The sequence below is a fragment of the Mycobacterium sp. 236(2023) genome (genome assembly GCF_029623955.1).
GTDB lineage: Bacteria > Actinomycetota > Actinomycetes > Mycobacteriales > Mycobacteriaceae > Mycobacterium.
Window position 1 is genome coordinate 135,369 of the sequence record NZ_JARSBP010000006.1, and the last position, 21,381, is coordinate 156,749.

Genomic DNA, 21,381 nt, shown 5'->3' on the forward strand with positions numbered 1-21,381 from the left:
TGGTCAGGCGGCAAGCGAGGTCGCACGGAGCCCGAAGAGGCGTCGTGAGTTACCGATTCGGATCTTGTGTTGGTCAGCGGCACTGAATCCGGCAGCCGCGAGCACCGTGTCGATATGAGCTCGTTCGGCGTCCCGGTGGATGGGCCAGTCGCTGCCGACGACCAGGCGGTCGGGCCCCAGCACGTCACCGAGGTAGCGCAGCACGGGCGCACTGAAGCGCATCGTGTCGAAGTACAGGTTGGCGCCAAGGGTCCCGTCGGCCGCCTCGGCGCGGTAGCGCGCCAATTGTTCTGCGGCATAGAGCAACCCGCCATGTCCCAGCGTGGTGAACACAAGGTGAAGGTCGGGCAGCCGGGTCGGCAGGTCGGCGTTCAACGCGGACAGGAAGGCGACCGCGTTCTGCAGGCCACGGCCCGCCGAGTTGCCGGCCTTGCCCGCCACGGCTCGCAATATCTCGACCTGCGGGGCGGCCACGGGATGGACGAACACCGGGACGCCCCGCAGCGCCGCGAGCTCCAGAGTCGGCAGGGCCTCGGGAGATCCGAGGAACGTGCCGTGTCGCGCCGAGTCGAGAACGATCCCATGCAGACCGAGGTCGTCGATCGCGTACCGGGCCTGCTCGGCACCGGCGTCACCGGCATAGGCATCGACTGTCGCCAGACCCAGGAAATTCTGGCGCTTCCCGACAATCTCGGCCAGGTGTTCGTTGACGACGTTGACATCCGCGGTCGCCACGTCTCCGTGAGGCCCGAACAACTGCTCGACCGGAGCGCTCAGCGCTCTCGCGCTGACCCCGTTGGCGACGGACTCTGCCGCCAACGCATCGAGGTCTTCTCGTGGATCGGCCTCGCCATCTGTCAGCGAAGGACTCCGTCGCCAGTCGGCGGGCCGCCAATGCGTATGGATGTCAAGCACATACGACTCGTCAAGGTTTGCCATCGACGTCTCAGCCGACCTCATCGACCTGCGCAACCGTCATTGATCCGATCCGTAGAACGGCTGCCCTGAGATCAATTCGGATTCGCGGCCGTCGACGCCCTTGGGGATGTCGCCCTCGATCGTCACACGGTAGAGGACGCGGTCGTAGCCGAGATGCCCGGCGTCCGGGATCGCCAGATGCGCTGTGGCACGGTTGTCCCAGAACGCCACACTGCCGGGGGCCCAACGGAAGCGGACCGTGTACTCGGTGCGTGTCGCCTCATCCCACAGCAGCTTGAGGATGCTCTCGCTCTGCGCCGGGGTGAACCCGCGGATCTCGCGTGGCCCGCGGGTGAAACCGGGACTCACGAAGAGAGCGCGCTCACCGGTCACGGGATGAACGCGCACCGCGGGATGCCAGGCGGCGAGGTTCGCCTCGGCGACTTTCCGGTCGCGCTGGCTTCCCGCCACGGCCTTGGTGTTGAACTGGTGCCTGATGTAGATCTTGTCGGCCAGCTCCCGCAGCTCTGTCGGCAGGTTTTCGTACGCCACAACAAGATTGGTCCATGCCGTGTCTCCGCCATGCGGGGGAAGGATATGTGCCCGCAGAATCGACGCCGCAGGAGGATTGACCAGAGCGGTCACATCCGTGTGCCAGCTGCTGTCATAGGACGTGCGTTTGCGGCCCAGCGTCGCCTCGTAGCGGCGGCTGTCGATCGGCAGGATCTGCGGGAATCCCTCGGGCGGGCTCTCCTCGTGCGGGTGTGCGGGCGTCACCTTGCCGAAGTTCTTCGCGAAGCTGATCTGCTCGGCGTGGCCGATCTCCTGGTCACGGAAGAAGATCACCTTGTAGCGGAACAGCGCATCGCGGATCTCCTGCACCACAGCGGCTTCCAACGGGCCGCGCAGGTCGACTCCCCTGACTTCAGCGCCGATGTACCCGGCGACGGGGATTACATCCAACCCGGTGTCGATTCCGCTGTCCTTGAGTTCGGTCATGGGCTGACTTTCTGATCGTGGGACGTTCGTGCGGGCCCACTCAGCCTGGAATCGCCACAGTAGGGAAACAACAGTCATCGGCTACCGGAAACCTTCAGCGGTTCTTAACCGCGGGCGTATCGCACAGTTTTCGTTGCAGAACCCGGTAGCAGACGTCCGTTGATGACACGCGCTGCGCGGCGGATCATCGCCGGTGACAGATTGGCATGAGGCACAACCGAGGAGAAGACAGTGAGCGATCTGGAACTGCGACGGCTGGGCGAGATCGGACCGGAGGTCACCGTTCTGGGTTTCGGCGCCATGGAATTGCGCGGCACACCTCATCGCAACCCGCGCCCGCTCGACGAGTCGGTGGCAGCCGACGTGCTCCGCACCGTCCTCGACGAGGGAATCACGTTTATCGACACCTCCGTCGACTATGCGCTGAGCGAGGAAAGGATCGGGGCGCACATCGGATCTCGCCGCGACGAGTACGTTCTCGCGACCAAGGCGGGGTGCCCCTTGGACTTCCAGCCCGATGCCACACCGGGGCGGCCGCTGGCCCACGACTACTCCGAGGCCAACATCCGCGCCGGCGTGGAACAGAGTCTGCGCCGGTTGCAGACCGACCGCATCGATCTGCTACAGCTGCACATCAGCCCGTCAGTGGAGGTACTGCGCCGGGAGGGTGTGGTCGAAACGCTGACCGCACTGCGCGACGAGGGCAAGATCCTCGCGTTCGGGGTGTCCTCGACGCTTCCCGAGATCGACGACCACCTGGCCATCGAGGACTTCTCGGCGCTGCAGGTGCCGTTCTCGGCGCTGGAGCGCTCGCTGGAGAGCCGCATCAAGTTCGCGGGTGAGCAAGGCGTCGGCATCATCGTGCGCGGTGGCGTCGCACAGGCGGGCAAGCGCCAGAAGCTGACCGCCGACGGAAACCCGGTGACATGGGCCGACACCGGGCTCGACGAACTTCTCGACGGTGACACCGAGCAGGGCTTCCTTCTGCGATACGCGATTTCGACGCCGGGCGTCACCACGATCATCGCCGGCACCGCCAACCCCGACCACGTTCGCGACAACGTCCGGGCGGCCCGTCGTGGCCCGTTATCCGCCGACGTGCTGGCCGAAGCGCACCGCCGACTCGATGACGCCGGAATTACATCCGCGCTGATTCCTGGAGCCATCGCCAGGTAAGTGCAGGTCAAAGGGACCGCGCGCGAATACGTCGGCGGGCGGCGCCTTTCTCGTGGGTACCACGCTGTGCCACCATCAATCCCGTGATTGCGGTGGAACTCTTCGCTCGACGTCATGTCGATCTGATGCGCTCTTGTAGTGCTGCCTGTTGCCGTTGACGTCGTCCGTCAAACGTGTCGCCACCAGCCCAGGCCCTTCATGGTGCCACCCGTGTCACACCCTGCCCACGAGGTTTCAACACATGTCGATCTTGTTCAGTTCTGCCAGAGTCATTTTCGGATCCTCGATCGTTGGAGGTGTCTGATGCTCGATCTGCGCCGCATGATGCTGCTCTGCGATCTCGCCGACCTCGGTTCGGTCACCGCCGTCGCCGAGCGCCGCGGGATCACCAGCTCTGCTGTCTCCCAACAACTTCGCGTACTCGAAGAGGAAGCCGACGCGATTCTGTTCCGCCGCGAGGGTCGCACCCTCGGGCTGACCCGATCCGGTCAAGTGCTTGTCGACCACGTCCGCCGGGTCATCAATGCGGTCGACGAGGCGATGAGCGCCGTGGCCGCGACGCGCGACCGTACGGCCGGCCAGGTGGCGATCGGGACGTTCAACATGGGCATCCCGACCTTGGCGGCGCCGCTGATGCAACGGCTCGGCGCGACCGAGCCGGATCTGCGGATCGAGGTCCAGCAGGTCACCAGCGCGGACTCGTTGCGGTTGCTCCGACAGGGCGAGATCGATGTCGCGATCACCTGCCGCTACGACTTCCTCGGCGACGAATCCGTGGGCGGTCTGGCCAGTGAGGAGCTGTTGTTCGAACCACTGGTCTTGCTGGCTCCCAAACACTCTCACCTCCGAGTGATCAAGAGCGGGCTCGCCGCGCTGTCCGACAACCAGTGGGTGACGGGACCCCAGAACTCTGGCCTGGGAGCCGCGGTGATGAGGGTCAGCGAAAGTGCCGGATTCACTCCGCAGGTCAAGCACCGGCTGATCGGCGCGCAGAATATCTGTGATCTCGCCGCGACGGAGATGGCATCGGCGATCGTTCCGCGCCTATCGGTTCCGCAGAGACTCGAGTCGCTGATCGTGCCGGGTCTGCAACTCGGCGGACGGACGATCAGCGCGATGGTCCGCGCGGGCCGCCAGCGCGATCCCAACATCGCCCTCGTCCTTCGCACATTGCGGTCGATCGCGGCCGACGCGCTTCCTGCGGCTTCTGACGAAGAACTCAGCGTCGCTTCCTGATCCGCCGGCGCGGGTCGGCCTTCGTCAGAAGAAGCCGACCCGCGGCAACGGGGTGTCGTTCACGAGGTTGTCGCCGAGGATGCGCGCCTTATACGCAGTGGGGTTGTGCGAGAACAAGGTTCGCAGGTTGCGCCAGTGCCGATCGAGGTTCGCCGACGACCGCGTCGACGACGCTCCCCCGACACCGAAGAGATCTCCCGCGGCACGTAGCGCCAATTCTTCGATCCCGACTTTCGTCTTCGCGGCTTGCGCCGACGCCTCGTGTTCCAGCGCCTCGTCGGCGTGGCCGTTGTCGTAGGCGTATCGGGCGGCCCGGTCTTGCGCATCTGCCGCGGCGAGCACGGTCGACTCGGCGACGAACGCCGCCGACGTCAGGGAACCGATGATTTGCAGCAGCTGCGGGTCGTGTCGTGGTTCCTCGGCCACCGCCCACGAGTAACTGCGGCGGCGCGTCCGCACGACGTCGGCGGCATCAGCTGCCACTGCACGCAGGATTCCGGCGGCGATCGCGTGCAGGATCAGCTGTGGCTGCGACTGCCGTGGGCGCTGCTGGTCTTCCCAGCTCTCGAATGGGATGACCTCGTCGGCATGGACCACGACGTCGTCGAGAATCGTCGTGCCGCTGCCGGTTTGGGCCTGCCCTATACCGTCCCAGTCATCCGCATGAATGACGCCGGCCCGGTCGGCCGGAATCAGTGCGCTGATCTGTTGTCCGTCCTCGTCGTTGGCCATGATGCGGAGGAAGTCGGAGTACAGACTGCCGGTGCTGTAGAACTTCCGGCCACGCAGCCGGAATCTGTCGCCGTCGGCGACCAGAGTCGTGTCATACGAATATGTTCCGGCGGCACGGTCCGTCAGCTCGGAATTGGCGCCACCGAAGAGCACTCCGTCGGCGATCTGCCCAAGCCAGGGCCGCCCAACCTCGACGGCGCGGCGGCGAAGCCGGTCTTCCACGAATCCCCAGTGCACACGAAGAATGTGGGGGACGTCGGGATCCGCTTCACCGAGCTTGACGACGAGGCGGAAGAAGTCGCGCTTGCTGTACCCGCCGCCGCCGAGTTCGGTGGGTAGCCGAACAGCGCCGAGACGGTGCTCCCGCGCCAGCCTCAACGCGGCATGCGGTTGACGATCCCCGGCGGGGTCGGAACGTCTGCGGCGCGCATCCTCGGCAATCTCGGTGATCACCGCAGCCAACTCCGGTGAGTCGATGGCGGGTGGTCGGGTGGTGATGACTCCGGTCATCGCTGTCCTCCTCGCGGCCGGTGGGCAAGCGCCCAGCCTTCAGCGTGGACACCAGCCCGGCGACGATCAACGCAGTCGCACTACAGCTTTCCCGTAGGAGAAGTGAGCTGATCTTTACCTGTCCCGTCGATACGTTTCTTGACGTGTCACGTCGACAGCTGCACCTGAACGCATTCCTGATGAGCACCGGTCACCACGAGGCGTCGTGGCGGCTTGCCGAGAGCAACCCGCTGGCGGCCACCGACGTCGAGCATTACCTGCATCTGGCCGCCGTTGCCGAACGCGGCACGTTCGATTCGGTGTTCCTGGCCGACAGCCCCCAACTCAACGGGGATGTCGGACGCCGGCCCCTCGGCGTGCTCGAGCCGCTGACGCTGTTGACCGTTCTCGCCGCGGCGACCGAACGGCTCGGCCTCATCGCGACAGCGTCCACGTCGTACAACTCGCCCTACAACCTGGCTCGCCGGTTCGCCTCGCTCGACCACGTCAGCAAGGGCCGGGCCGGATGGAACATCGTCACCACGGCGACCGTCGAGGCCGCCCGTAATTTCGGCCTCGACGACCTGCCCGCGCACGCAGACCGGTATGCGCGCGCCGACGAATTCGTTCGTGTCACCCAAAAGCTCTGGGATAGTTGGGAAGACGATGCGATCGTCGCCGACAAGTCTTCGGGGCTCTGGGGCGACCGGTCGAAGATCCACCCACCGGCACACCGGGGCGAGTACTTCTCCGTCGAAGGCCCGCTGAACATTCCGCGCTCCCCTCAGGGCTACCCGCTGTTGGTTCAGGCCGGATCATCGGAGGATGGACGGGGTTTCGCGGCGCGCTATGCCGAAGCGGTCTTCACCGCGCAGCAGACCCTCGTGCAGGGCCGCGACTTCTACACCGACGTGAAGGCACGCGCCGCGGCCACCGGGCGGGATCCGGACACCCTCAAGATTCTGCCCGGCATCGTGCCGGTGATCGGCAGCACCGAAGCCGAGGCCGCAGCCAAGGACCGCGAACTGGAGGAGGCCATCGTGCCCGAGTATGCCCATCAACAGCTGGCGAAGACATTACGAGTCCCGATACACGAACTGGAATTGGACAAACAGCTTCCGGCGGATCTACTGCCCGAGGATGCGATCGAGGGCGCCAAGAGCCGGTACACCCTGATCGTCGAGCTCGCCCGCAGCGAGAAGCTCACGGTCCGTCAGCTGATCGGGCGGCTCGGAGGCGGTCGCGGTCACCGCACCTTCACCGGTACACCCGAACAGGTGGCCGACACCATCGACGAATGGTTCCACAGCGGTGCCGCCGACGGATTCAACGTCATGGCACCGATTCTGCCGTCGGGGCTCGAACTGTTCGTCGACCACGTCGTGCCGATCCTGCGCGACCGCGGACTGTTCCGTCGGGAGTACACCGCGACGACGCTGCGCGGCCACTACGGTCTCGATCGCCCAGCCAACGCCAACCTCTTCGCCGAGGCGGTGGCCGGATGACCGCCGAGATCACCAGAGTGCCCGAGCTGGCCGAGGACGCACTCGCCGACGTGTCCGCCCGGGAATCGCTGCGGCTGCTCGGTCTGGACGGCAACAACTGGATCGCCGATCGACAGGACGTCGACCATGACGTCGCGGTGATCGGGGGCGGTCAAAGCGGTGTCACGATCGCGCACGCGCTGCTACGAGCCGGCGTCGCCCGCGTCACGGTGATCGATGCCGGGCGGTCGGAATCGGATTCCGCGTGGCGTGCGAGGGCCCGTATGCGGACGCTTCGCACCGGTAAGACCATTTCCGGTCCCGAACTCGGCAATGCCGCCCTGACCTTTCGCGCGTGGTTCGAAAGCCGCAATGGCACAGAAGCTTTCGACGACATCGATCGGATCCCGACGGCGGAGTGGGCCGACTACCTGAGTTGGTTCCGACGCCAGACGGGCGTCGACATCCGCCGCGGTGTCCGGGTCGCCGACATCGCGCCCACTGATGGCGGACTGCTCCTCAGCATCGAGCAGGACGGGCGGCGCTCGACGGAGACGGCCCGGAAGGTCGTCTTGGCCGGTGGCGTATCCGGCACCGGCGGTCCGCATATCCCCGAGGTTCTGGCGGACCTGCCGCGAACTCTGTGGGCACACACCGCCGACGCGATCGACTTCGACGCGCTGCGTGGGCGCACTGTCGCGGTGCTCGGTGCAGCGGCATCGGCGTTCGACGCCGCGGCCACCGCGCTGGAGTCCGGGGCCGGCGAGGTGCACGTCTACACTCGGCGTCCTGAAGTCGTCGTTGCCAACCTGGCCAATCGACCGAACCCGTTGGCGCAGGATGTGTTCCACCTCCTGCCTGATGAGCAGCGGTGGGAACTGCGATGGAAGGCGTCAACCGCAGGCGCGAACGTGCCCGAGGATTCGGTGAACCGGGCGGCGGTCTTCGACAACTATCGCCTGCACGTGTCCGCACCGTGGATCTCGGCCACCGAACACGACGGCCGGGTCCGGGTCGAGGCTGCCGACGGCACAGGGACGTTCGACTTCGTCATCGCGGGCACGGGCTATCAGCAGGATCCGCGCACCCGCAGCGAGCTCGGCACCATCGCACCTCACGTCGCCCTATGGCAGGACGTCTACTCACCGCCATCTGACCGGGCCAACGACCTCCTCGCCGTCGCACCGTATCTCGGTGGGGGCTACGAATTCACAGAGAAGACTCCCGGTGCTGCGCCGTGGCTGTCCGACATCCACGTGTTCAGCATCGGGGCCAATGTCAGCTTCGGTCGGCCCGTCGGAGACGTCCCCAGCCTGCGCATCGGCGTACCCCGATTGGTGCAAGCCATCACCCGCGACCTGGTGCTGGAAGACCTCCGCAACGCGGAGTCGACGAGGTGACGTCACCCGAGCTGCTGTGGTACATCCCCAACACCGTCACACCCGGTCACCGGGGTGATGACACTGTGGACGGCTGGGGCAGCCTCGATTACTCCGTCGGTTTGGCCCAGAGCGCGGAGCAGCATGGCTGGGGCGGCGCACTGATCGGGACCGGATGGGGCAGGCCGGACACCTTCACGGTCGCCACCGCGATCGCCGCGCGCACGACGCATTTCACCCCACTGGTCGCGATCCGGCCCGGCTACTGGCACCCGGCGCACTTCGCCAGCGCGGCAGCCACTCTCGACCAGCTCAGCGGCGGCCGGCTGTTCATCAACATCGTCAGCGGCACCGACGATCTGGCCGCCTACGGAGACGGCGAGTTCGACAAGTCCCGACGGTACGACCGGACCCGCGAATTCCTGCAGGTGGTCCGCAGGCTCTGGCACGACGACGACGTGACCTACCGGGGTGAGTTCTTCCACGTCGAGCACTCCACAGTCGCCCAGAAGCCGTTCGACGCAGAGTCGGGGCGTCATCCACGGCTGTACTTCGGCGGGGCGTCTGCGGCCGCAGAGGCCGTGGCCGCGACCGAAGCCGATGTGCAGTTGTTCTGGGGCGAGCCACTCGACGGCATCGCGGAAAGAATCGACCGGCTCAGGACACTGTCCGAGACACTCGGCAGAGAGCACGCCCCGCTGGAGTTCGGTCTCCGAGTCACCACGTTGGTCCGCGACACCACCGAAGAGGCCTGGCGCGACGCCGAAGCCAAGATCGCGGACATTGCGGGGAAGCCAGACCTGCACGGCCGCAATCCGCGTGCCGCCGTAGGGCAGCAACGCCTGCTCGATCTCGCCGAGCAGGGCGAGGTTCTCGACACGTGCCTGTACACCACACCCGGCCGCTACGGCGGCGGCGGAGCGGGAACGACATGGCTGGTTGGCTCGGCGGCCGACGTCGGCGCGGCGCTGCAGAGATACGCCGACCTGGGCATCACGCACTTCGTGCTCTCCGACACGCCCTACAAGTCTGAAGTCGAGAGAATCGGCGACCAGCTCTTGCCGCTGCTGCGCAACCGAATCGAGGTCCCCCTGTGAGCACGCCCTCGCGCAGGCCCGTCGTCGTCTACGGGGCGGGAGCGATCGGAGGCGTCGTCGCGGCGAGGCTGGCGCTGGCAGGTCAAGAGGTCACAGCCGTCGCGCGCGGAGAGCATCTACGTGAAATCCGTTCCAAAGGTCTGCGACTCGTCACCGAGACCGGCACCGAAACCGTCGAAGTCCCGGCCGCCTCACGTGCCGCCGAGGTGGACTGGTCCGCCCGGCCCGCGGTCGTGGTGGCCGTCAAGAGCCACCAGACCGCCGCGGCGCTCGACGACCTCGCCGCACACGCACCGCTGGACACCCCGGTCTTCGTCGCGCAGAACGGGGTCGCCAATGAGGCCGCGACGCTGCGGCGGTTCGCGAACGTCTATGCCGTGGCCGTCGTGGTCTCCGCGGCGCACCTCGAGCCCGGAATCGTGGTCCAGCAGAGCTATCCGGTGGCGGGCATTCTGGATCTCGGACGCTACCCCGGAGGTGGCGACGACGTCGCCGAGGAACTCGCGGCCGGCTTGCGGGACGCTCAGTTCCTCTCGGAGGTGCGGACCGACATCATGGCGTGGAAGTACCGCAAGCTGATCGCCAACCTCGGCAACGGCGTCACGGCCGCATTCCAACCGGGTGCGGCGGCTGATCAGCTTGTCGCGCTGGCCCGCTCGGAAGCCGAGCATGTGCTGACCGTCGCCGGGATCCCGTTCGTCAGTGCCGAACAAGATACTGAGCGCCGCAGCGATTTCCTGCGAGGCAGGCTGCGCGACGACTACTTCGGGTCGACGTGGCAAAGCGTCACCCGCGGCCACACCGATGTCGAAACCGATTGGTTCAACGGGGAAATCGTTCTCCTGGCTCGCCTACATGGGCTCCGCGCACCTGCGAATGAGTTGATCCAACACGTCACCGCCGAACATGCCCGTCTCGGCCGGCAACCGCGTTCACTCGACGCAGAGCAGGCCCTGGAGCGCTTGGCTGTCGCGACCGCCTGAGCTACCGGTCACGTCGTGCGCCGAAATAGCGCTGAGGGCTGCGAATCCGCCCACAATCACGACCGTGGCTGCTATCTCGGCGAGCAAGGCAGGACATTAGGTGCCACTTAACAGTTCCGGTAGCCGATTTTTCTAGGCGAAAGAGTGTACCCAACTCACGATTGATCCTAACAAGCCAGTTCCCAGGCCCTTTCCAGCCCGAAGACATCCGAGAGGTTCCCATGGTCACAACTCACGGCCGATTCCGCCGCAGCGCAACGGCACTCATTGCCGCAGTCATCGCCGGCAGCGCCCTGGTCTCCTGCTCATCGAGCGAGTCGACCCAGGCGGAAGAAGTGGTGCCGTCAGACCCGAGCAACCCCGTCTACTTCAAGTGGGTGGAGCAGAAGAACGCCCCCTCACTGGTCAAGATCGCCGACGAGTTCGGCCTGTGGGAGGGCACCGGGCTTCGACCGGAATACCTCGGCGACGTCGATTCAGGCCAACTCCCAGCACTTCTGGGCACCGGTGACGTCAGCTTCGCCTCCTTCATGTTCAACCGCTCGTTGTCCGCGGTAGCGGCCGGTGTCGACCTGAAGGTCATTGCGTCGCGCACCTACACCACGCAGGACGAACCGCACATGGAGTACTTCGTGCGCGCCGACTCCGACATCAGTCCAGACAATCTGAAAGCTATTGAGGGCAAGACTGTTTCGCTGAACTCTCTGAAGGGCTGCGCCGAGTTCATCTTGAAAGACTTCCTCGTCAAGAATGACGTCGACATCACCAAGGTCAAGTTCCTGACCCAAGCCGAGAGCCAGATGCCTCAGTCGCTGGAGCAGGGTGAGGTCGCGCTCGCGGTCATCCATCCACCGCTCAACGGGGTGCTGCGCACGGATCCGGCGTTGAAGGTGGCGTTCTCCGACTTCAACAATTCCGGAAACGACGGGGGTCTAGCGCCGATCAGCGCCAGTGGCGAGTTCATCCGCAAATATCCCGAGCAGACGCGGGAATTCGTGGGTGTGCTGGCGAAGGTCGCCAACTGGGCCAACGCCCATCCCGAGGAGTATCGCGAACTGGTCGCCCGCCTCACCGGGTTCCCGAAGGAGCAGGTGACCAAGTACTACTTCACCAACAACCTGATCCTGGACAAGCAGCAGACAGGGTTCTGGTGGGGGCTTGCCGAGCGAGTCGGCACGCTCACCCCCGCAGAGGCCGCGCTGAAGCCCGAAGACATCGCCACCAACGAGTACAACCCGTACGCGAAGGGGCCTGACCTCATCGAGTCGCAAGCCGACAACACCGAAGTACTGACCGACACCGAGATCTGAGGACCGACCATGGCACAGCCACTGATCGACCTGCCGTCCACCGACTCCGCCGGCCACGCCGTCAAGATCCAGTCGAAGGGCCTGCACAAGGAATTCCCCCACGTCGGCCGAATCGCCAAGGGAGAGAAGGCTTCGGTGATCGAGGTACTGCGCGATTTCGACCTCGACATCAGGGAGGGCGAGTTCCTGGCGTTACTCGGCCCCAGCGGTTGCGGCAAGTCCACCTTCCTCAACATCCTCGCCGGGCTGGAGAGTTACAACGGCGGCCAGCTCACGCTCGATGGCGCCGCGGTCGAGGGCGTGAACAAGAACGTCGGGGTCGTGTTCCAGAGTTACGCCCTGTTCCCGTGGCTGTCGGTGCAGAAGAACGTCGAGGTCGGACTCAAAGTCCGGTCGGTGTCATCGACCGAGCGACGCAAGATCTCCGACCGAATTCTCAAAACCGTCGGGCTGGAGAACTTCGCACATCTGTTGCCGCACCGGCTTTCCGGTGGGATGCGGCAGCGGGTCGCCATCGCACGGTCGCTCGCGTATGACCCCGAGGTGCTTGTGCTGGACGAGCCGTTCGCCGCACTCGACGCCCAGACCCGCGAGTTCCTGCAGAACGAGCTTCTTCGGATCTGGGAATCAGGAGCGAGGAAGAAGACGATCCTGTTCGTCACCCACTCCATCGATGAGGCGATCTTCTTATCCGATCGCATCGCGGTGATGACCAAACGCCCTGGCGCCGTTAAGGCACTCATCGACGTGAACCTGCCGCGGCCCCGCAACGACGACTCGCGTGCCAGCGCCGAGTTCGGCCGGATCCGTGGGCAGGTCGCCCAGATCCTGAAGGAGGAGGTCGAAGTTGGTAACAACTGATCTGTCGGCGGCGGTCAAGCCCAAGCCGCCGACCACGACACCACCCGCGTCCGGTGCCACCGCACCGCCGAAGCTGTGGCGCGCCCGGCTGGCCAAGTACGACAAGTACATCTACGGCTCCATCGGGATCGCGGGCTTCCTGTTCGCGTGGTGGGCGGCCACTGCCACCGGCCTGCTCGACCCCAAGTTCCTGACGCCACCGCAGACGGTGCTCGCTAGCTTGGTCGACGGCCTGTCTTCCGGCGGCGATCTGCGCGAGCAGGTGTGGCCGAGCCTGCGGCGCGGGCTCTCCGGATTCACCATCGGCACCAGTCTCGGCGTCGTCGCCGGCATTCTGGTGGGATCGATCCGCCCGCTGGAGAAGGCTTTCGAGCCGGTCCTGCTGTTCTTCAGGAGCCTCTCGATCCTCGCCCTGTTCCCGGTCTTCCTTCTGTTCTTCGGGATCGGTGAGGAGTCCAAGGTCGCGATCGTCACGTGGGCGGCGTTCTGGCCCGTCTTCATCAGCACCGTCAACGCGGTCAAAGGCGTCGAGAAGATCCTCATCAATGCCGCCCGCACGCTGGGCGGCGGCCGCTTCTACATCTTCACCCAGGTCGTCCTACCCGCGTCGGTTCCGAACATCTTCCCCGGGATCCGGTTGGCTGCATCGTATTCGTTCACTGCGCTCGTCGCCGCCGAATACCTCGGTGCGACAGAAGGTATCGGGATCTACATCCGCTCCAGCCAGGAGGGCTATCAGATCCCCGCCATGTATTCCGGGATCGTGGTGCTCGGCATCATCGGCGTGACACTGAACCTGGTCCTGGCTGCGGTCGAAAAGCGGATCACTGCTTGGCAACTCGGCCTCACCAGCAAGTAGATCGGAAAGACATGACTGAGCTTTCTGTGCTCGACCAAGTACCCATCCCCCGCGGCTCCACCGCAGGCGCGGCGATCCGCAGCAGCGTCGAACTGGCCAGCTACGTCGAGGATCTCGGCTTCCGCGGATACTGGTTCGCCGAACACCACCTCGACCAGGGCCGCGCGTCATCGGCACCGGCGATCCTGATCGCGTTGGCCATCGAGGCGACGCGGACCATCACCTTGGGAAGTGCGGCAACAGTTCTGCCGTTCCACACCAGTCTCGAGGTCGCCGAAGAGTTCGGGTCGCTGGCCGCCGTGGCACCCGGACGCGTGGTGCTCGGCCTCGGCCGGTCCAAGCAGGGGTACGGGAAGTCGGCGCCCTACCGCGAGATCAGTGAGATTCTCGCTACGGTCACCGCCCAGCCGGGATCGCAGGAATACGACGTGCACGTCGCGGCCAACGGCTCGGACTTCCTGTTCGAGTTGCTCGGCTACCTGTCGAACGCGCCGCTGACGGTCCCCGACGACGAGTCCCGCATCCGCGAGATCCTCAACTATCTGGAACGTCCCGTAGCTGTCGTCGGCGGCGAGGAGTACCGGGTCTCCCCCGGCTACCAGGAAGACCTGGGCTTGGCGGTGTTCGGCGGTGAATCTGGTTGGAGCGCCACCATTGCCGCCAAGTTCGGGTTACCGCTCTATGTCAACGCGCACAGCATCAAGAACGACATCGTCGGGACGGTCGCGCGCTATCGGGACAACTTCGAGCCGTCCAAGCGACTCGCCTCCCCCTATGTCGGAGTGTCCGCCCACGCCATCGCGGCCGAAAGCACCGAAAAGGGCCGCGCTCTGGAGGAGACATTCCTGCGGACGCTGACGAGCCTGCGCTCGCGAGGCGCCTATCTGCCGTCTGAGCCGCCGACGGGAGACGGCTTCGTCACCCCCGACAACCAGACGTTCGCTGATTCCCGGGCATTGAGTTTCGCCGGTGACGCCGGATCCGTCGTCGAACGCCTACGCGCCCTGAGCGACAGCGTCTCCGCCGACGAACTCCTCGTCAGCACCATCGTGTACTCCCCCGACGACCGTCGTAACTCCTACCGACTCATCGCGGAGAACTGGAACTGAATCATGCAGACATTCAACACGATCCGTAGCGCGCTCTCGGCAGCCGCCGCATTGACGTTCGGGGCCGTCATCGCCGCGGCACCGGCATCGGCTCACGTCCGAGTTGACGAGGGACAGGCACCACCGCAAGGCGGATACGGGATCGTGCGACTGATCGTTCCGACCGAATCCGCGGACGCCTCGACTGTGGGCCTGACCGTCAACCTGCCGCAGGGCGTCGACCTCGCCACTGCTCGCACACTGCCCATCGCCGGGTGGATCGCCACCGTCGAGACCGAACCCGCGGGGAACAGCCAACGCGTCAAGGCGATCACGTGGCGCGCCGTCGACGACGCCACCGGAATCAAACCCGCGGAGTTCGGCGAGTTCACGTTCTCCGCGGGACCGTGGCCCGAGAACAGCGGATCCGTCGCACTCCTGACGGATCAGAAGTACAGCGACGGCACCGTGGTGTCGTGGAACGAGATCGCCGTCGACGCCAACACCGAGCCCGAGCACCCCGCCCCCGTCGTCACGCTGGGCGCACCCGAGGCCGGCCACAGTCACGACGGGCATGGCGCGCAGGACGATTCAGCGGCTGCTCTGTCGACCGACAGCCATCCACACACCGGCGACGTCGCCTCCGCCTCCGCGGAATCCGCAGTGCCCGAATCGTGGTTCTGGCGCGCCGCCTCACTGGCGAGCCTCGTCGTCGCCCTCGGCACCGCCGGTCTGCTCACTGTTTCGCTGCGACGAAATCGTGGCGCCGGGTCCTCGTGAGTGATGACACCACGGCTCTCGCGCGTCCTGCTGGCAGTGCTCGTGATTCTCGCTCCCGTCGTGCTGGCGACGTGGGCGGCGGCGCCGGCATCGGCTCATGCCACGCTCCTCGCGAGCACGCCGTCGGACGGGACCCAGCTCGACGCGTCACCGTCGGTCTTGACGTTCGAGCTGAGTGAGCCGGTGTCCCTCGTCGAAGGTTCCGTCCAGCTGATCAACGCCGATGGCGACCGTTGCCCCCTTGCGGCAGAGCGGCTCGACGAGGGCCGGACCCGCATCGTCATCGAACCCGCCGAGTCCTTGCCGGACGGCGCGTACCTGGCGACCGCGCGTGTGGTCTCCGCCGACACCCACGTGGTGTCGCTCTCCATTCGCTTCACCGTCGGAGCGGTGATCCAGCAGGGCGAGTGGGGTGACCTGACGGGCGGTTCTACGGTCGGCCGGTCGATCGTGCTGCCGGTCAAGACAATCGAATACCTCGGAACAGTGTTGTCGGCAGGATTGTTGCTCGCGGCTCGGTGGGCGTGGCCCGGTGTGACTCATTCGCGCCGATTCACCGTCGTCTACCGGATCGGCGCCGCGTTGCTCGGTGCGGGTCTGCTGGGGCGAGGGCTGATTCTGGTCGTCGAACAGTCGGGCGGCCTGTCTGCTGCATGGCCCGCAGTCTCGGCGGTATTGTCCACACCGTTCGGGATCGCTCTTGCGGCCGGTGCGGCGCTGGCCGCGCTGACGTTCACCCTCCCACCCGGAAGAAACCGTCCCACAGCGCTTCTCGGGCTGGCCTTCGCAGTCACAGCCGTCACGGCCGTCACCCTCGGTGGCCACGGCGGCTCCACCCAACTGTGGCCCCTGCCGTTTCTGATCACCTTCGTCCACATCTACGCCGTGGCGGTATGGCTGGGCGGTGTCAGCGTGATCGCTCTCGTGGCACCCGAGCTTCCTGCGCTGCACCGCTGGCATCGCGTCGCGTTCGGCCACGTCATCCTGCTGGTGGCAGCCGGAATCGGTGTGGCGCTGTTCCAGGTCCGTCCGCTTGCTGCGATCGTCACGACGTCCTACGGCCTCACCCTGGCGGTCAAAGTGGCGGCGGTGGGCGCTGCCATCGCCGCCGGGTACCTCGTCTACCGAAAGGCACGAGCCGGCGACCACGCTCGCGGGCGGACGATCCTCGTGGAGGCTGTCCTGGCCGTCGTCGTCATCGGGGTCACGTCGTCGCTGTCGTCGCTGACTCCCGCCAAGGACAGCTACACCACCGATGTCGCCACTACCGTCGACTTCGGCGACGCCGACGTTCTCGACGTCCACATCGACACCGTGCGCCGCGGCAGCCAAGTCGTGACGATCGACATCGCGGATTCCATGACCGCGGATATCGGAGTCGAATTGTCCTCTCCCGAAGCAAATGTCGCGCGTCTTCCGGTGGAGATGACGCCCGTGAGCGCAGGTGAGTGGCGCAGCGACGGCCTCATCGTCCCGGCTGCGGGCCGCTGGAAGGTGACGGTGCGCTTCGACGACGGTAGCGGCCCCAAGTTGGCGTCGTTCTTCTACCAGGTGCTCTGAGGAGGTGCCCATGTCCTTGTTACGCAACGTGCAGGCGATTGTCTGCGCGGTGATGCTCGCGGTGTCGGCCGCCGGTTGTTCCGATGACGTGCCGGTGACCTACCAGGATGGGCGAGCCAGCGGGGATATACTGCGCATCCACGTGGGTGGCGAAGGCTATCGCGACGTGCTCGAATTCGTGTCGCAGGCCAACCTTGCCGGCGGCGTCCAGATTGAATTGACGGACGCAGCCGAGGCCACCAACAGCCGGATCGTCGACGGTGACGCCGATCTCGCGTTCTATCAGACGCAACCCGCGTTCCTGGGCAACCAGGAGGCCAATGGCCACGACACCCTCAGCATCGTGTCCAAGGTGGACGTCGCACCGTACGCGCTGTATTCGTCGCGGTGGAAGGACCTGGCGCCGACCGAGGACTGGGTCAATTCCCCCTTGGGAGAAGACAAGATCACCGCGCACAGCCTGCCTCACGGGGCGATGGTCGCCGTGCCCCAGACCAAGGCGGGGTTCGCGCGCAGCCTGTATCTGCTCCAATCGGTGGATCTGGTCACACTCGACCGCGCCTTCGGCGGGCTCACGCTGGCCGACCTGTCGATCACCGAAGCGAACGTGCTGGAATCACAACGGCATCTGGCACTTCGCGCGCTGGACTTCAGCGAGTACGCCGCGGACATCTACAAGAACTTCGACGCGGTGGTGTTCGATACGACCACGGCGGCGTCGATCGGCCTGGTGCCGGCTCGGGACGCCCTGGCGATCGAAGCAGGGCCGGGAAACCCGTATGCGCGGGTGTTGGTGGCCCCGTCGCGGCTCGCGGGTGATCCTCGCGTCTCCGCACTCGCGCACGCGCTGGAGAGCAAAGAGGTGGCCGACTACCTCGCTCGCACCTATCAAGGAAAGTTCATCTCGGCGCAGCTGCCGTTCAACGGATAACCCCAGAAGGAGAATCGCATGTCGCTCATCGCCGAAAAGCCGGACCAGAAGCCCGTTTTCACCGAACCGGTGGCGGTAGGCTCACCGGGCTTGACGCTGCTGCTCGACTACATCGATGCCGGTGTCGTGGACCGCGACCGCGACGATCGGCACCCGTTCGAGGAGTTCGAGGTGATCCGCGACGCTCGCCTCGGTGCGTTGCGACTGCCCGTTGCCGACGGTGGTGGCGGTGCGACGCTCACGGAACTGTTCGAGACGGTGATCGCGCTCGGCGAAGTCGATCCCAATGTGGCGCACAGCGTGCGAAACCACTTCAACTTCACCGAGAGCCTCTTGCGGCAGCCACAGGGTGCCGACGCCCGGTGGCTCGATCAGGTGAGGGCGGGAAGGCTTTTCGGTACCTCGACGACCGAGTTGAGCCGCAAGAGCGCCGGCCGCCGCGCCCGCGACTTCGAGACGGCAATCTGTACGCCGACTTCCTCGTCGTCAGCGCCGCCGGTCCCGACGGTGACACCGTTCGCGTGGTCGTTCCGTCCCGCTCCGAGGGGGTGTTCGTCGACAAGGATTGGGACGGAATCGGTCAGCGCTTCACCGGAAGCGGAACCACGCGATACGAGAACGTCGCTGTCGATCGAGCCGACTTCCTGAGCCGCGGCACTCTGTACGGTGAGCTGCCCTACTCGGCGACGTTCCCGCAGCTCTACCTCACGTCGGTGATCGCAGGGATCCTGCGCCGCGTCACCCGCGATGCCGCTCACCTGGTTCGAACCAAGCAGCGCACGTTCTATCACGCCGCCTCCGAGCAGCCCACCGAGGATCCGATCCTGCAGCAATCGGTGGGTCTGCTGGCCAGCCAGGCATTCGCTGCCGAGGCGCTGGTTCTCAATGCCGCACAGGCACTCTCCGAGGCGTACGCCGCGCACGGCACCGCCTCAGAGACAGAGCTTTCGGTACGGGCAGCTCTGCGCGCCGCGAAGGCCAAAGTCGTCGTCGACGAGCTGGCTCTGCGCGCCGCCGGGGACTTGTTTGACGTCGGCGGTGGAACCGCCGCGCGGCGCAGCTCGCACCTGGACAGGCACTGGCGCAACATCCGTACCCTGGCCGCCCACAACCCGAAGACCTATAAAGCCAAGGCAATCGGCGCTTACGAACTCACCGGCGAACCCTTGCCCAACGGCGCGTTCTTCTGACCATAACCACCCGATATCAAGGAGCAACGAATGGATCTACAACTGACCGGCAAGCGCGCGATCATCACCGGCGGCAGTAAGGGCATCGGTCTGGCTGTCGCCCACGCGCTGGCCGCAGAAGGTGTCGATGTCGTCTTGGCGGCCCGGGGGCACGAGACGCTGGAGAAGGCCGCCGCCGAGGTCGCCGAGCGCAGCGGCCGCCGCGCCATCCCCGTGGTCACCGACACCGGCGACGACGACTCGGTGCGCAATCTCGTCGCCCGCGCCGTCGAGGAGCTCGGCGGCGTCGACATTCTCGTCAACAACGCCTCGAATCAGTCCATCGGCGCGGGCTTTCCGGACTTGGCGGGTACGACCGACGAGGCGTTCTGGGGTGATGTGAACATCAAGGTGGTCGGCTATCTGCGCGCCGCGCGGGCCGTCGCGCCGCATCTGGTGGCGCAGGGCTGGGGCCGGATCATCAACGTCAGCGGGCTCGGCTACCGGCAGACCCATTCGATCGTGCGCAGCATCCGCAATGTCAGTGTCGCCGCGCTGACGAAGAATCTCGCCGATGAGCTCGGACCGCACGGTGTCAACGTCACCGTCGTGCATCCCGGCCAGACCCGCACCGAGTCGAAGACCGCGCAGTACCAGGCCGGCGCCGACAAGGCCGGTGTCGACCTGGCGACCTACGAGAAGGACCTCGCCAACAACTCCATCGGACGGATCGTCGACGCGACGGAGGTCGCCGACGTCATCGCGTTCCTGGCCTCGCCGCGCAGCGTCAGCATCACCGGGGACGCCGTCGCCGCCGGCGGCGGTCTACTCGGCTCCGTCAACTACTGACTGTCAGTGGATCTGGCGCGTTCGACGACGGTGAGCGTCGGTCAGCGCGCCAGATCCGCGGCGAGTCCCAGGTGGTAGGGCTCAAGCCCGAGGTTCTGGCGCAGCGTCTGCGCCTCGTACTCGCGGCGCACCAAGCCCTTGTCCTGGAGCAGCGGGATGACCTCACCGGTGAACCGGTCGAACGAGTTGCCGCCGTGCAGCGTGAACCCGTCGGACGCCCGCACCGCGAACCATTCGGCGAAGACGTCGGCGACCTGCTCGGCGGTACCGACGACGTCGAGGTGGCCACTGCCTTTGATGCGCTGCAGGAACTGCCGAACCGTCACACCGTCGATCTCGGTGACGAGGTCCCGTAACAACAGTCCTCGGCTGACCCGGCGGTGATTGGTCGCCATCAGCTCGCGGCTCGGTATGCGGTCGATGGGGATGACGTCGTCGAGATCGAGGTCGTCGAGAACCAGTGTGGGCGCCTCACGTTGGACGAATTTGCGGCGTGCTGCATAGTAGTTCGGCTCGGCGAAGGCCTCTTCGTACTCGGCTCGTGCCTCCTCTTCGGTATCGGCGATATAGGTCCTGATCCCGGGCAGCACACGCAGCGAGTCGGGGTGCCTGCCGTGGGCGATCACGAGCGCCTTGAGACTTTCATAATAGGAACGGGCATGCGACAGATCGGGTGTCGCGACGAAGACTGCCTCGCCGAAGCGTGCCGCGAATCGGATCCCGTCCTCCGACGCGCCTGCCTGGAACACCACGGGCAGGTCCTCGATCAGCCGGGACACGTCGAGCGCCTGCTGAACAGCGTAGTACTTGCCGACGTGTTCGATGTCGTGGATGCGGCCGGGGTCGACCGCCGGGGCTGCGCCATCGGTGAACGTGAGCGCATCGGGCTGCCAGCTGTTCCAGAGCTTGACCACCACATCGATGAATTCGGTTGCACGAGCGTAGCGTTCGGCGGGGGCGAAGAGCACGTTGGGCCCGAAGTTCACCTCCCCGTTGAACGACGTCACCGCGTTCCAGCCGGCCCGGCCTCCACTCACGTTGTGCAGCGTCGCGATCTGACGGGCGACGTTGTACGGCTCGAAGAACGACGTCGACGCCGTGACGACGAGCCCGATCCGCTCTGTGACGGCGGCCAGTGCCGCCGACACCGCCAGTGGCTCACCGAGCAAACTCGGATCGTTGATGATGTTGTTCTTGTCGAAGCCGAGGAAGTCCGCTTTGAAAAAGGCGTCGAGCCGTGCGCGCTCCGCTTGCTGGGCGAACTCGACGATGCGCGCGAATGCTGAACTGGGCGTGGAGCCGTGTGCGGGCTGCTTGTCCGCCCAGCCGCTGGGCCGGTCGAACAGGACGAGGTTGAGGTACTCCCGGCGTGGCGCCATGACATTCTCCGATCAGCAGAGCCCGCGGCGGGGCGGGTTCGTCCCTCTCAGCTTCGGCACCACACTGAACTCGAACAACATTGGCGATCTACGAGATCCGTT

Annotated in this window: 20 protein-coding genes; 16 read left to right on the forward strand and 4 right to left on the reverse strand. The window is 65.8% G+C overall.

Going from position 1 to position 21,381, the window contains the following annotated elements:
• Positions 1–3: 3 nt before the first annotated feature.
• Both P9A17_RS23610 and P9A17_RS23615 read right to left on the reverse strand, forming a co-directional pair.
• Positions 4–939: an amidohydrolase family protein gene (locus tag P9A17_RS23610; RefSeq protein WP_278041176.1), complete on the reverse strand. Its 936-nt coding sequence runs from the start codon at positions 937–939 to the stop codon at positions 4–6.
• A 36-nt stretch (positions 940–975) separates the two neighbouring features.
• Positions 976–1,917, reverse strand: a complete 942-nt coding sequence (locus tag P9A17_RS23615; RefSeq protein WP_278041177.1) for a TauD/TfdA family dioxygenase — start codon at positions 1,915–1,917, stop codon at positions 976–978.
• 231 nt (positions 1,918–2,148) lie between these two features.
• Here P9A17_RS23615 and P9A17_RS23620 point away from each other — a divergent pair, with 231 nt between their 5' ends.
• Positions 2,149–3,093, forward strand: coding sequence for an aldo/keto reductase (locus tag P9A17_RS23620; RefSeq protein WP_278041178.1), 945 nt, complete (start codon positions 2,149–2,151; stop codon positions 3,091–3,093).
• A 303-nt stretch (positions 3,094–3,396) separates the two neighbouring features.
• Positions 3,397–4,329: a LysR family transcriptional regulator gene (locus tag P9A17_RS23625; protein WP_278041179.1), complete on the forward strand. Its 933-nt coding sequence runs from the start codon at positions 3,397–3,399 to the stop codon at positions 4,327–4,329.
• Positions 4,330–4,353: 24 nt separating this feature from the next.
• On the opposite strand, the gene P9A17_RS23630 is transcribed toward P9A17_RS23625, so the two are convergent.
• Positions 4,354–5,571: an acyl-CoA dehydrogenase gene (locus P9A17_RS23630; RefSeq protein WP_278041180.1), complete on the reverse strand. Its 1,218-nt coding sequence runs from the start codon at positions 5,569–5,571 to the stop codon at positions 4,354–4,356.
• Between the two features lie 143 nt (positions 5,572–5,714).
• Here P9A17_RS23630 and P9A17_RS23635 point away from each other — a divergent pair, with 143 nt between their 5' ends.
• The 14 genes from P9A17_RS23635 (at position 5,715) to P9A17_RS23700 (ending at position 19,900) form a co-directional block, all read left to right on the forward strand.
• The gene (locus tag P9A17_RS23635; protein WP_278041181.1) at positions 5,715–7,055 is read left to right on the forward strand and encodes an LLM class flavin-dependent oxidoreductase; all 1,341 of its coding nucleotides are present in this window, start codon (positions 5,715–5,717) and stop codon (positions 7,053–7,055) included.
• A complete protein-coding gene (locus P9A17_RS23640) occupies positions 7,052–8,434 on the forward strand; it encodes an NAD(P)/FAD-dependent oxidoreductase (protein ID WP_278041182.1) in 1,383 nt (460 codons plus the stop codon). Before P9A17_RS23635 ends, P9A17_RS23640 begins: the two co-directional genes overlap by 4 nt.
• Positions 8,431–9,510 (forward strand): LLM class flavin-dependent oxidoreductase, encoded by a 1,080-nt coding sequence (locus P9A17_RS23645; RefSeq protein ID WP_278041183.1) that lies wholly within the window; start codon positions 8,431–8,433, stop codon positions 9,508–9,510. Before P9A17_RS23640 ends, P9A17_RS23645 begins: the two co-directional genes overlap by 4 nt.
• A complete protein-coding gene (locus tag P9A17_RS23650; protein WP_278041184.1) occupies positions 9,507–10,493 on the forward strand; it encodes a 2-dehydropantoate 2-reductase N-terminal domain-containing protein in 987 nt (328 codons plus the stop codon). Before P9A17_RS23645 ends, P9A17_RS23650 begins: the two co-directional genes overlap by 4 nt.
• A 221-nt stretch (positions 10,494–10,714) precedes the next feature.
• Positions 10,715–11,803, forward strand: coding sequence for an ABC transporter substrate-binding protein (locus P9A17_RS23655; RefSeq protein ID WP_278041185.1), 1,089 nt, complete (start codon positions 10,715–10,717; stop codon positions 11,801–11,803).
• Positions 11,804–11,812: 9 nt separating this feature from the next.
• Positions 11,813–12,664: an ABC transporter ATP-binding protein gene (locus P9A17_RS23660; RefSeq protein ID WP_278041186.1), complete on the forward strand. Its 852-nt coding sequence runs from the start codon at positions 11,813–11,815 to the stop codon at positions 12,662–12,664.
• Positions 12,651–13,523: an ABC transporter permease gene (locus P9A17_RS23665; protein WP_278041187.1), complete on the forward strand. Its 873-nt coding sequence runs from the start codon at positions 12,651–12,653 to the stop codon at positions 13,521–13,523. Before P9A17_RS23660 ends, P9A17_RS23665 begins: the two co-directional genes overlap by 14 nt.
• 11 nt (positions 13,524–13,534) lie before the next feature.
• A complete protein-coding gene (locus P9A17_RS23670) occupies positions 13,535–14,632 on the forward strand; it encodes an LLM class flavin-dependent oxidoreductase (RefSeq protein ID WP_278041188.1) in 1,098 nt (365 codons plus the stop codon).
• Positions 14,633–14,635: 3 nt separating this feature from the next.
• Positions 14,636–15,391 (forward strand): YcnI family protein, encoded by a 756-nt coding sequence (locus P9A17_RS23675; RefSeq protein ID WP_278041189.1) that lies wholly within the window; start codon positions 14,636–14,638, stop codon positions 15,389–15,391.
• A gap of 3 nt (positions 15,392–15,394) precedes the next feature.
• Positions 15,395–16,951, forward strand: coding sequence for a copper resistance protein CopC (locus tag P9A17_RS23680; RefSeq protein ID WP_278041190.1), 1,557 nt, complete (start codon positions 15,395–15,397; stop codon positions 16,949–16,951).
• Between the two features lie 10 nt (positions 16,952–16,961).
• The gene (locus P9A17_RS23685) at positions 16,962–17,882 is read left to right on the forward strand and encodes a MetQ/NlpA family ABC transporter substrate-binding protein (RefSeq protein WP_278041191.1); all 921 of its coding nucleotides are present in this window, start codon (positions 16,962–16,964) and stop codon (positions 17,880–17,882) included.
• A gap of 18 nt (positions 17,883–17,900) precedes the next feature.
• Positions 17,901–18,530: a hypothetical protein gene (locus tag P9A17_RS23690; RefSeq protein WP_278041192.1), complete on the forward strand. Its 630-nt coding sequence runs from the start codon at positions 17,901–17,903 to the stop codon at positions 18,528–18,530.
• A gap of 65 nt (positions 18,531–18,595) precedes the next feature.
• Positions 18,596–19,072, forward strand: a complete 477-nt coding sequence (locus P9A17_RS23695; RefSeq protein WP_278041446.1) for an acyl-CoA dehydrogenase family protein — start codon at positions 18,596–18,598, stop codon at positions 19,070–19,072.
• A 30-nt stretch (positions 19,073–19,102) separates the two neighbouring features.
• Entirely contained in the window at positions 19,103–19,900 is a 798-nt protein-coding gene (locus P9A17_RS23700; protein WP_278041193.1) for an SDR family NAD(P)-dependent oxidoreductase, read from the forward strand.
• 41 nt (positions 19,901–19,941) lie between these two features.
• Here the strand turns inward: P9A17_RS23700 and P9A17_RS23705 are convergent, their stop codons facing one another.
• Entirely contained in the window at positions 19,942–21,279 is a 1,338-nt protein-coding gene (locus P9A17_RS23705; RefSeq protein ID WP_278041194.1) for an NtaA/DmoA family FMN-dependent monooxygenase, read from the reverse strand.
• Positions 21,280–21,381: the final 102 nt, after the last annotated feature.

What these genes read in the sequence shown, in the direction of transcription:
- P9A17_RS23610 (WP_278041176.1), bottom strand. Translation starts at nt 939, where the DNA reads ATGGCAAACCTTGACGAGTCGTATGTGCTTGACATCCATACGCATTGG.
- P9A17_RS23615 (WP_278041177.1), bottom strand. Translation starts at nt 1,917, where the DNA reads ATGACCGAACTCAAGGACAGCGGAATCGACACCGGGTTGGATGTAATC.
- P9A17_RS23625 (WP_278041179.1), top strand. Translation starts at nt 3,397, where the DNA reads ATGCTCGATCTGCGCCGCATGATGCTGCTCTGCGATCTCGCCGACCTC.
- P9A17_RS23630 (WP_278041180.1), bottom strand. Translation starts at nt 5,571, where the DNA reads ATGACCGGAGTCATCACCACCCGACCACCCGCCATCGACTCACCGGAG.
- P9A17_RS23640 (WP_278041182.1), top strand. Translation starts at nt 7,052, where the DNA reads ATGACCGCCGAGATCACCAGAGTGCCCGAGCTGGCCGAGGACGCACTC.
- P9A17_RS23655 (WP_278041185.1), top strand. Translation starts at nt 10,715, where the DNA reads ATGGTCACAACTCACGGCCGATTCCGCCGCAGCGCAACGGCACTCATT.
- P9A17_RS23660 (WP_278041186.1), top strand. Translation starts at nt 11,813, where the DNA reads ATGGCACAGCCACTGATCGACCTGCCGTCCACCGACTCCGCCGGCCAC.
- P9A17_RS23670 (WP_278041188.1), top strand. Translation starts at nt 13,535, where the DNA reads ATGACTGAGCTTTCTGTGCTCGACCAAGTACCCATCCCCCGCGGCTCC.
- P9A17_RS23675 (WP_278041189.1), top strand. Translation starts at nt 14,636, where the DNA reads ATGCAGACATTCAACACGATCCGTAGCGCGCTCTCGGCAGCCGCCGCA.
- P9A17_RS23680 (WP_278041190.1), top strand. Translation starts at nt 15,395, where the DNA reads ATGACACCACGGCTCTCGCGCGTCCTGCTGGCAGTGCTCGTGATTCTC.
- P9A17_RS23685 (WP_278041191.1), top strand. Translation starts at nt 16,962, where the DNA reads ATGTCCTTGTTACGCAACGTGCAGGCGATTGTCTGCGCGGTGATGCTC.
- P9A17_RS23690 (WP_278041192.1), top strand. Translation starts at nt 17,901, where the DNA reads ATGTCGCTCATCGCCGAAAAGCCGGACCAGAAGCCCGTTTTCACCGAA.
- P9A17_RS23700 (WP_278041193.1), top strand. Translation starts at nt 19,103, where the DNA reads ATGGATCTACAACTGACCGGCAAGCGCGCGATCATCACCGGCGGCAGT.
- P9A17_RS23705 (WP_278041194.1), bottom strand. Translation starts at nt 21,279, where the DNA reads ATGGCGCCACGCCGGGAGTACCTCAACCTCGTCCTGTTCGACCGGCCC.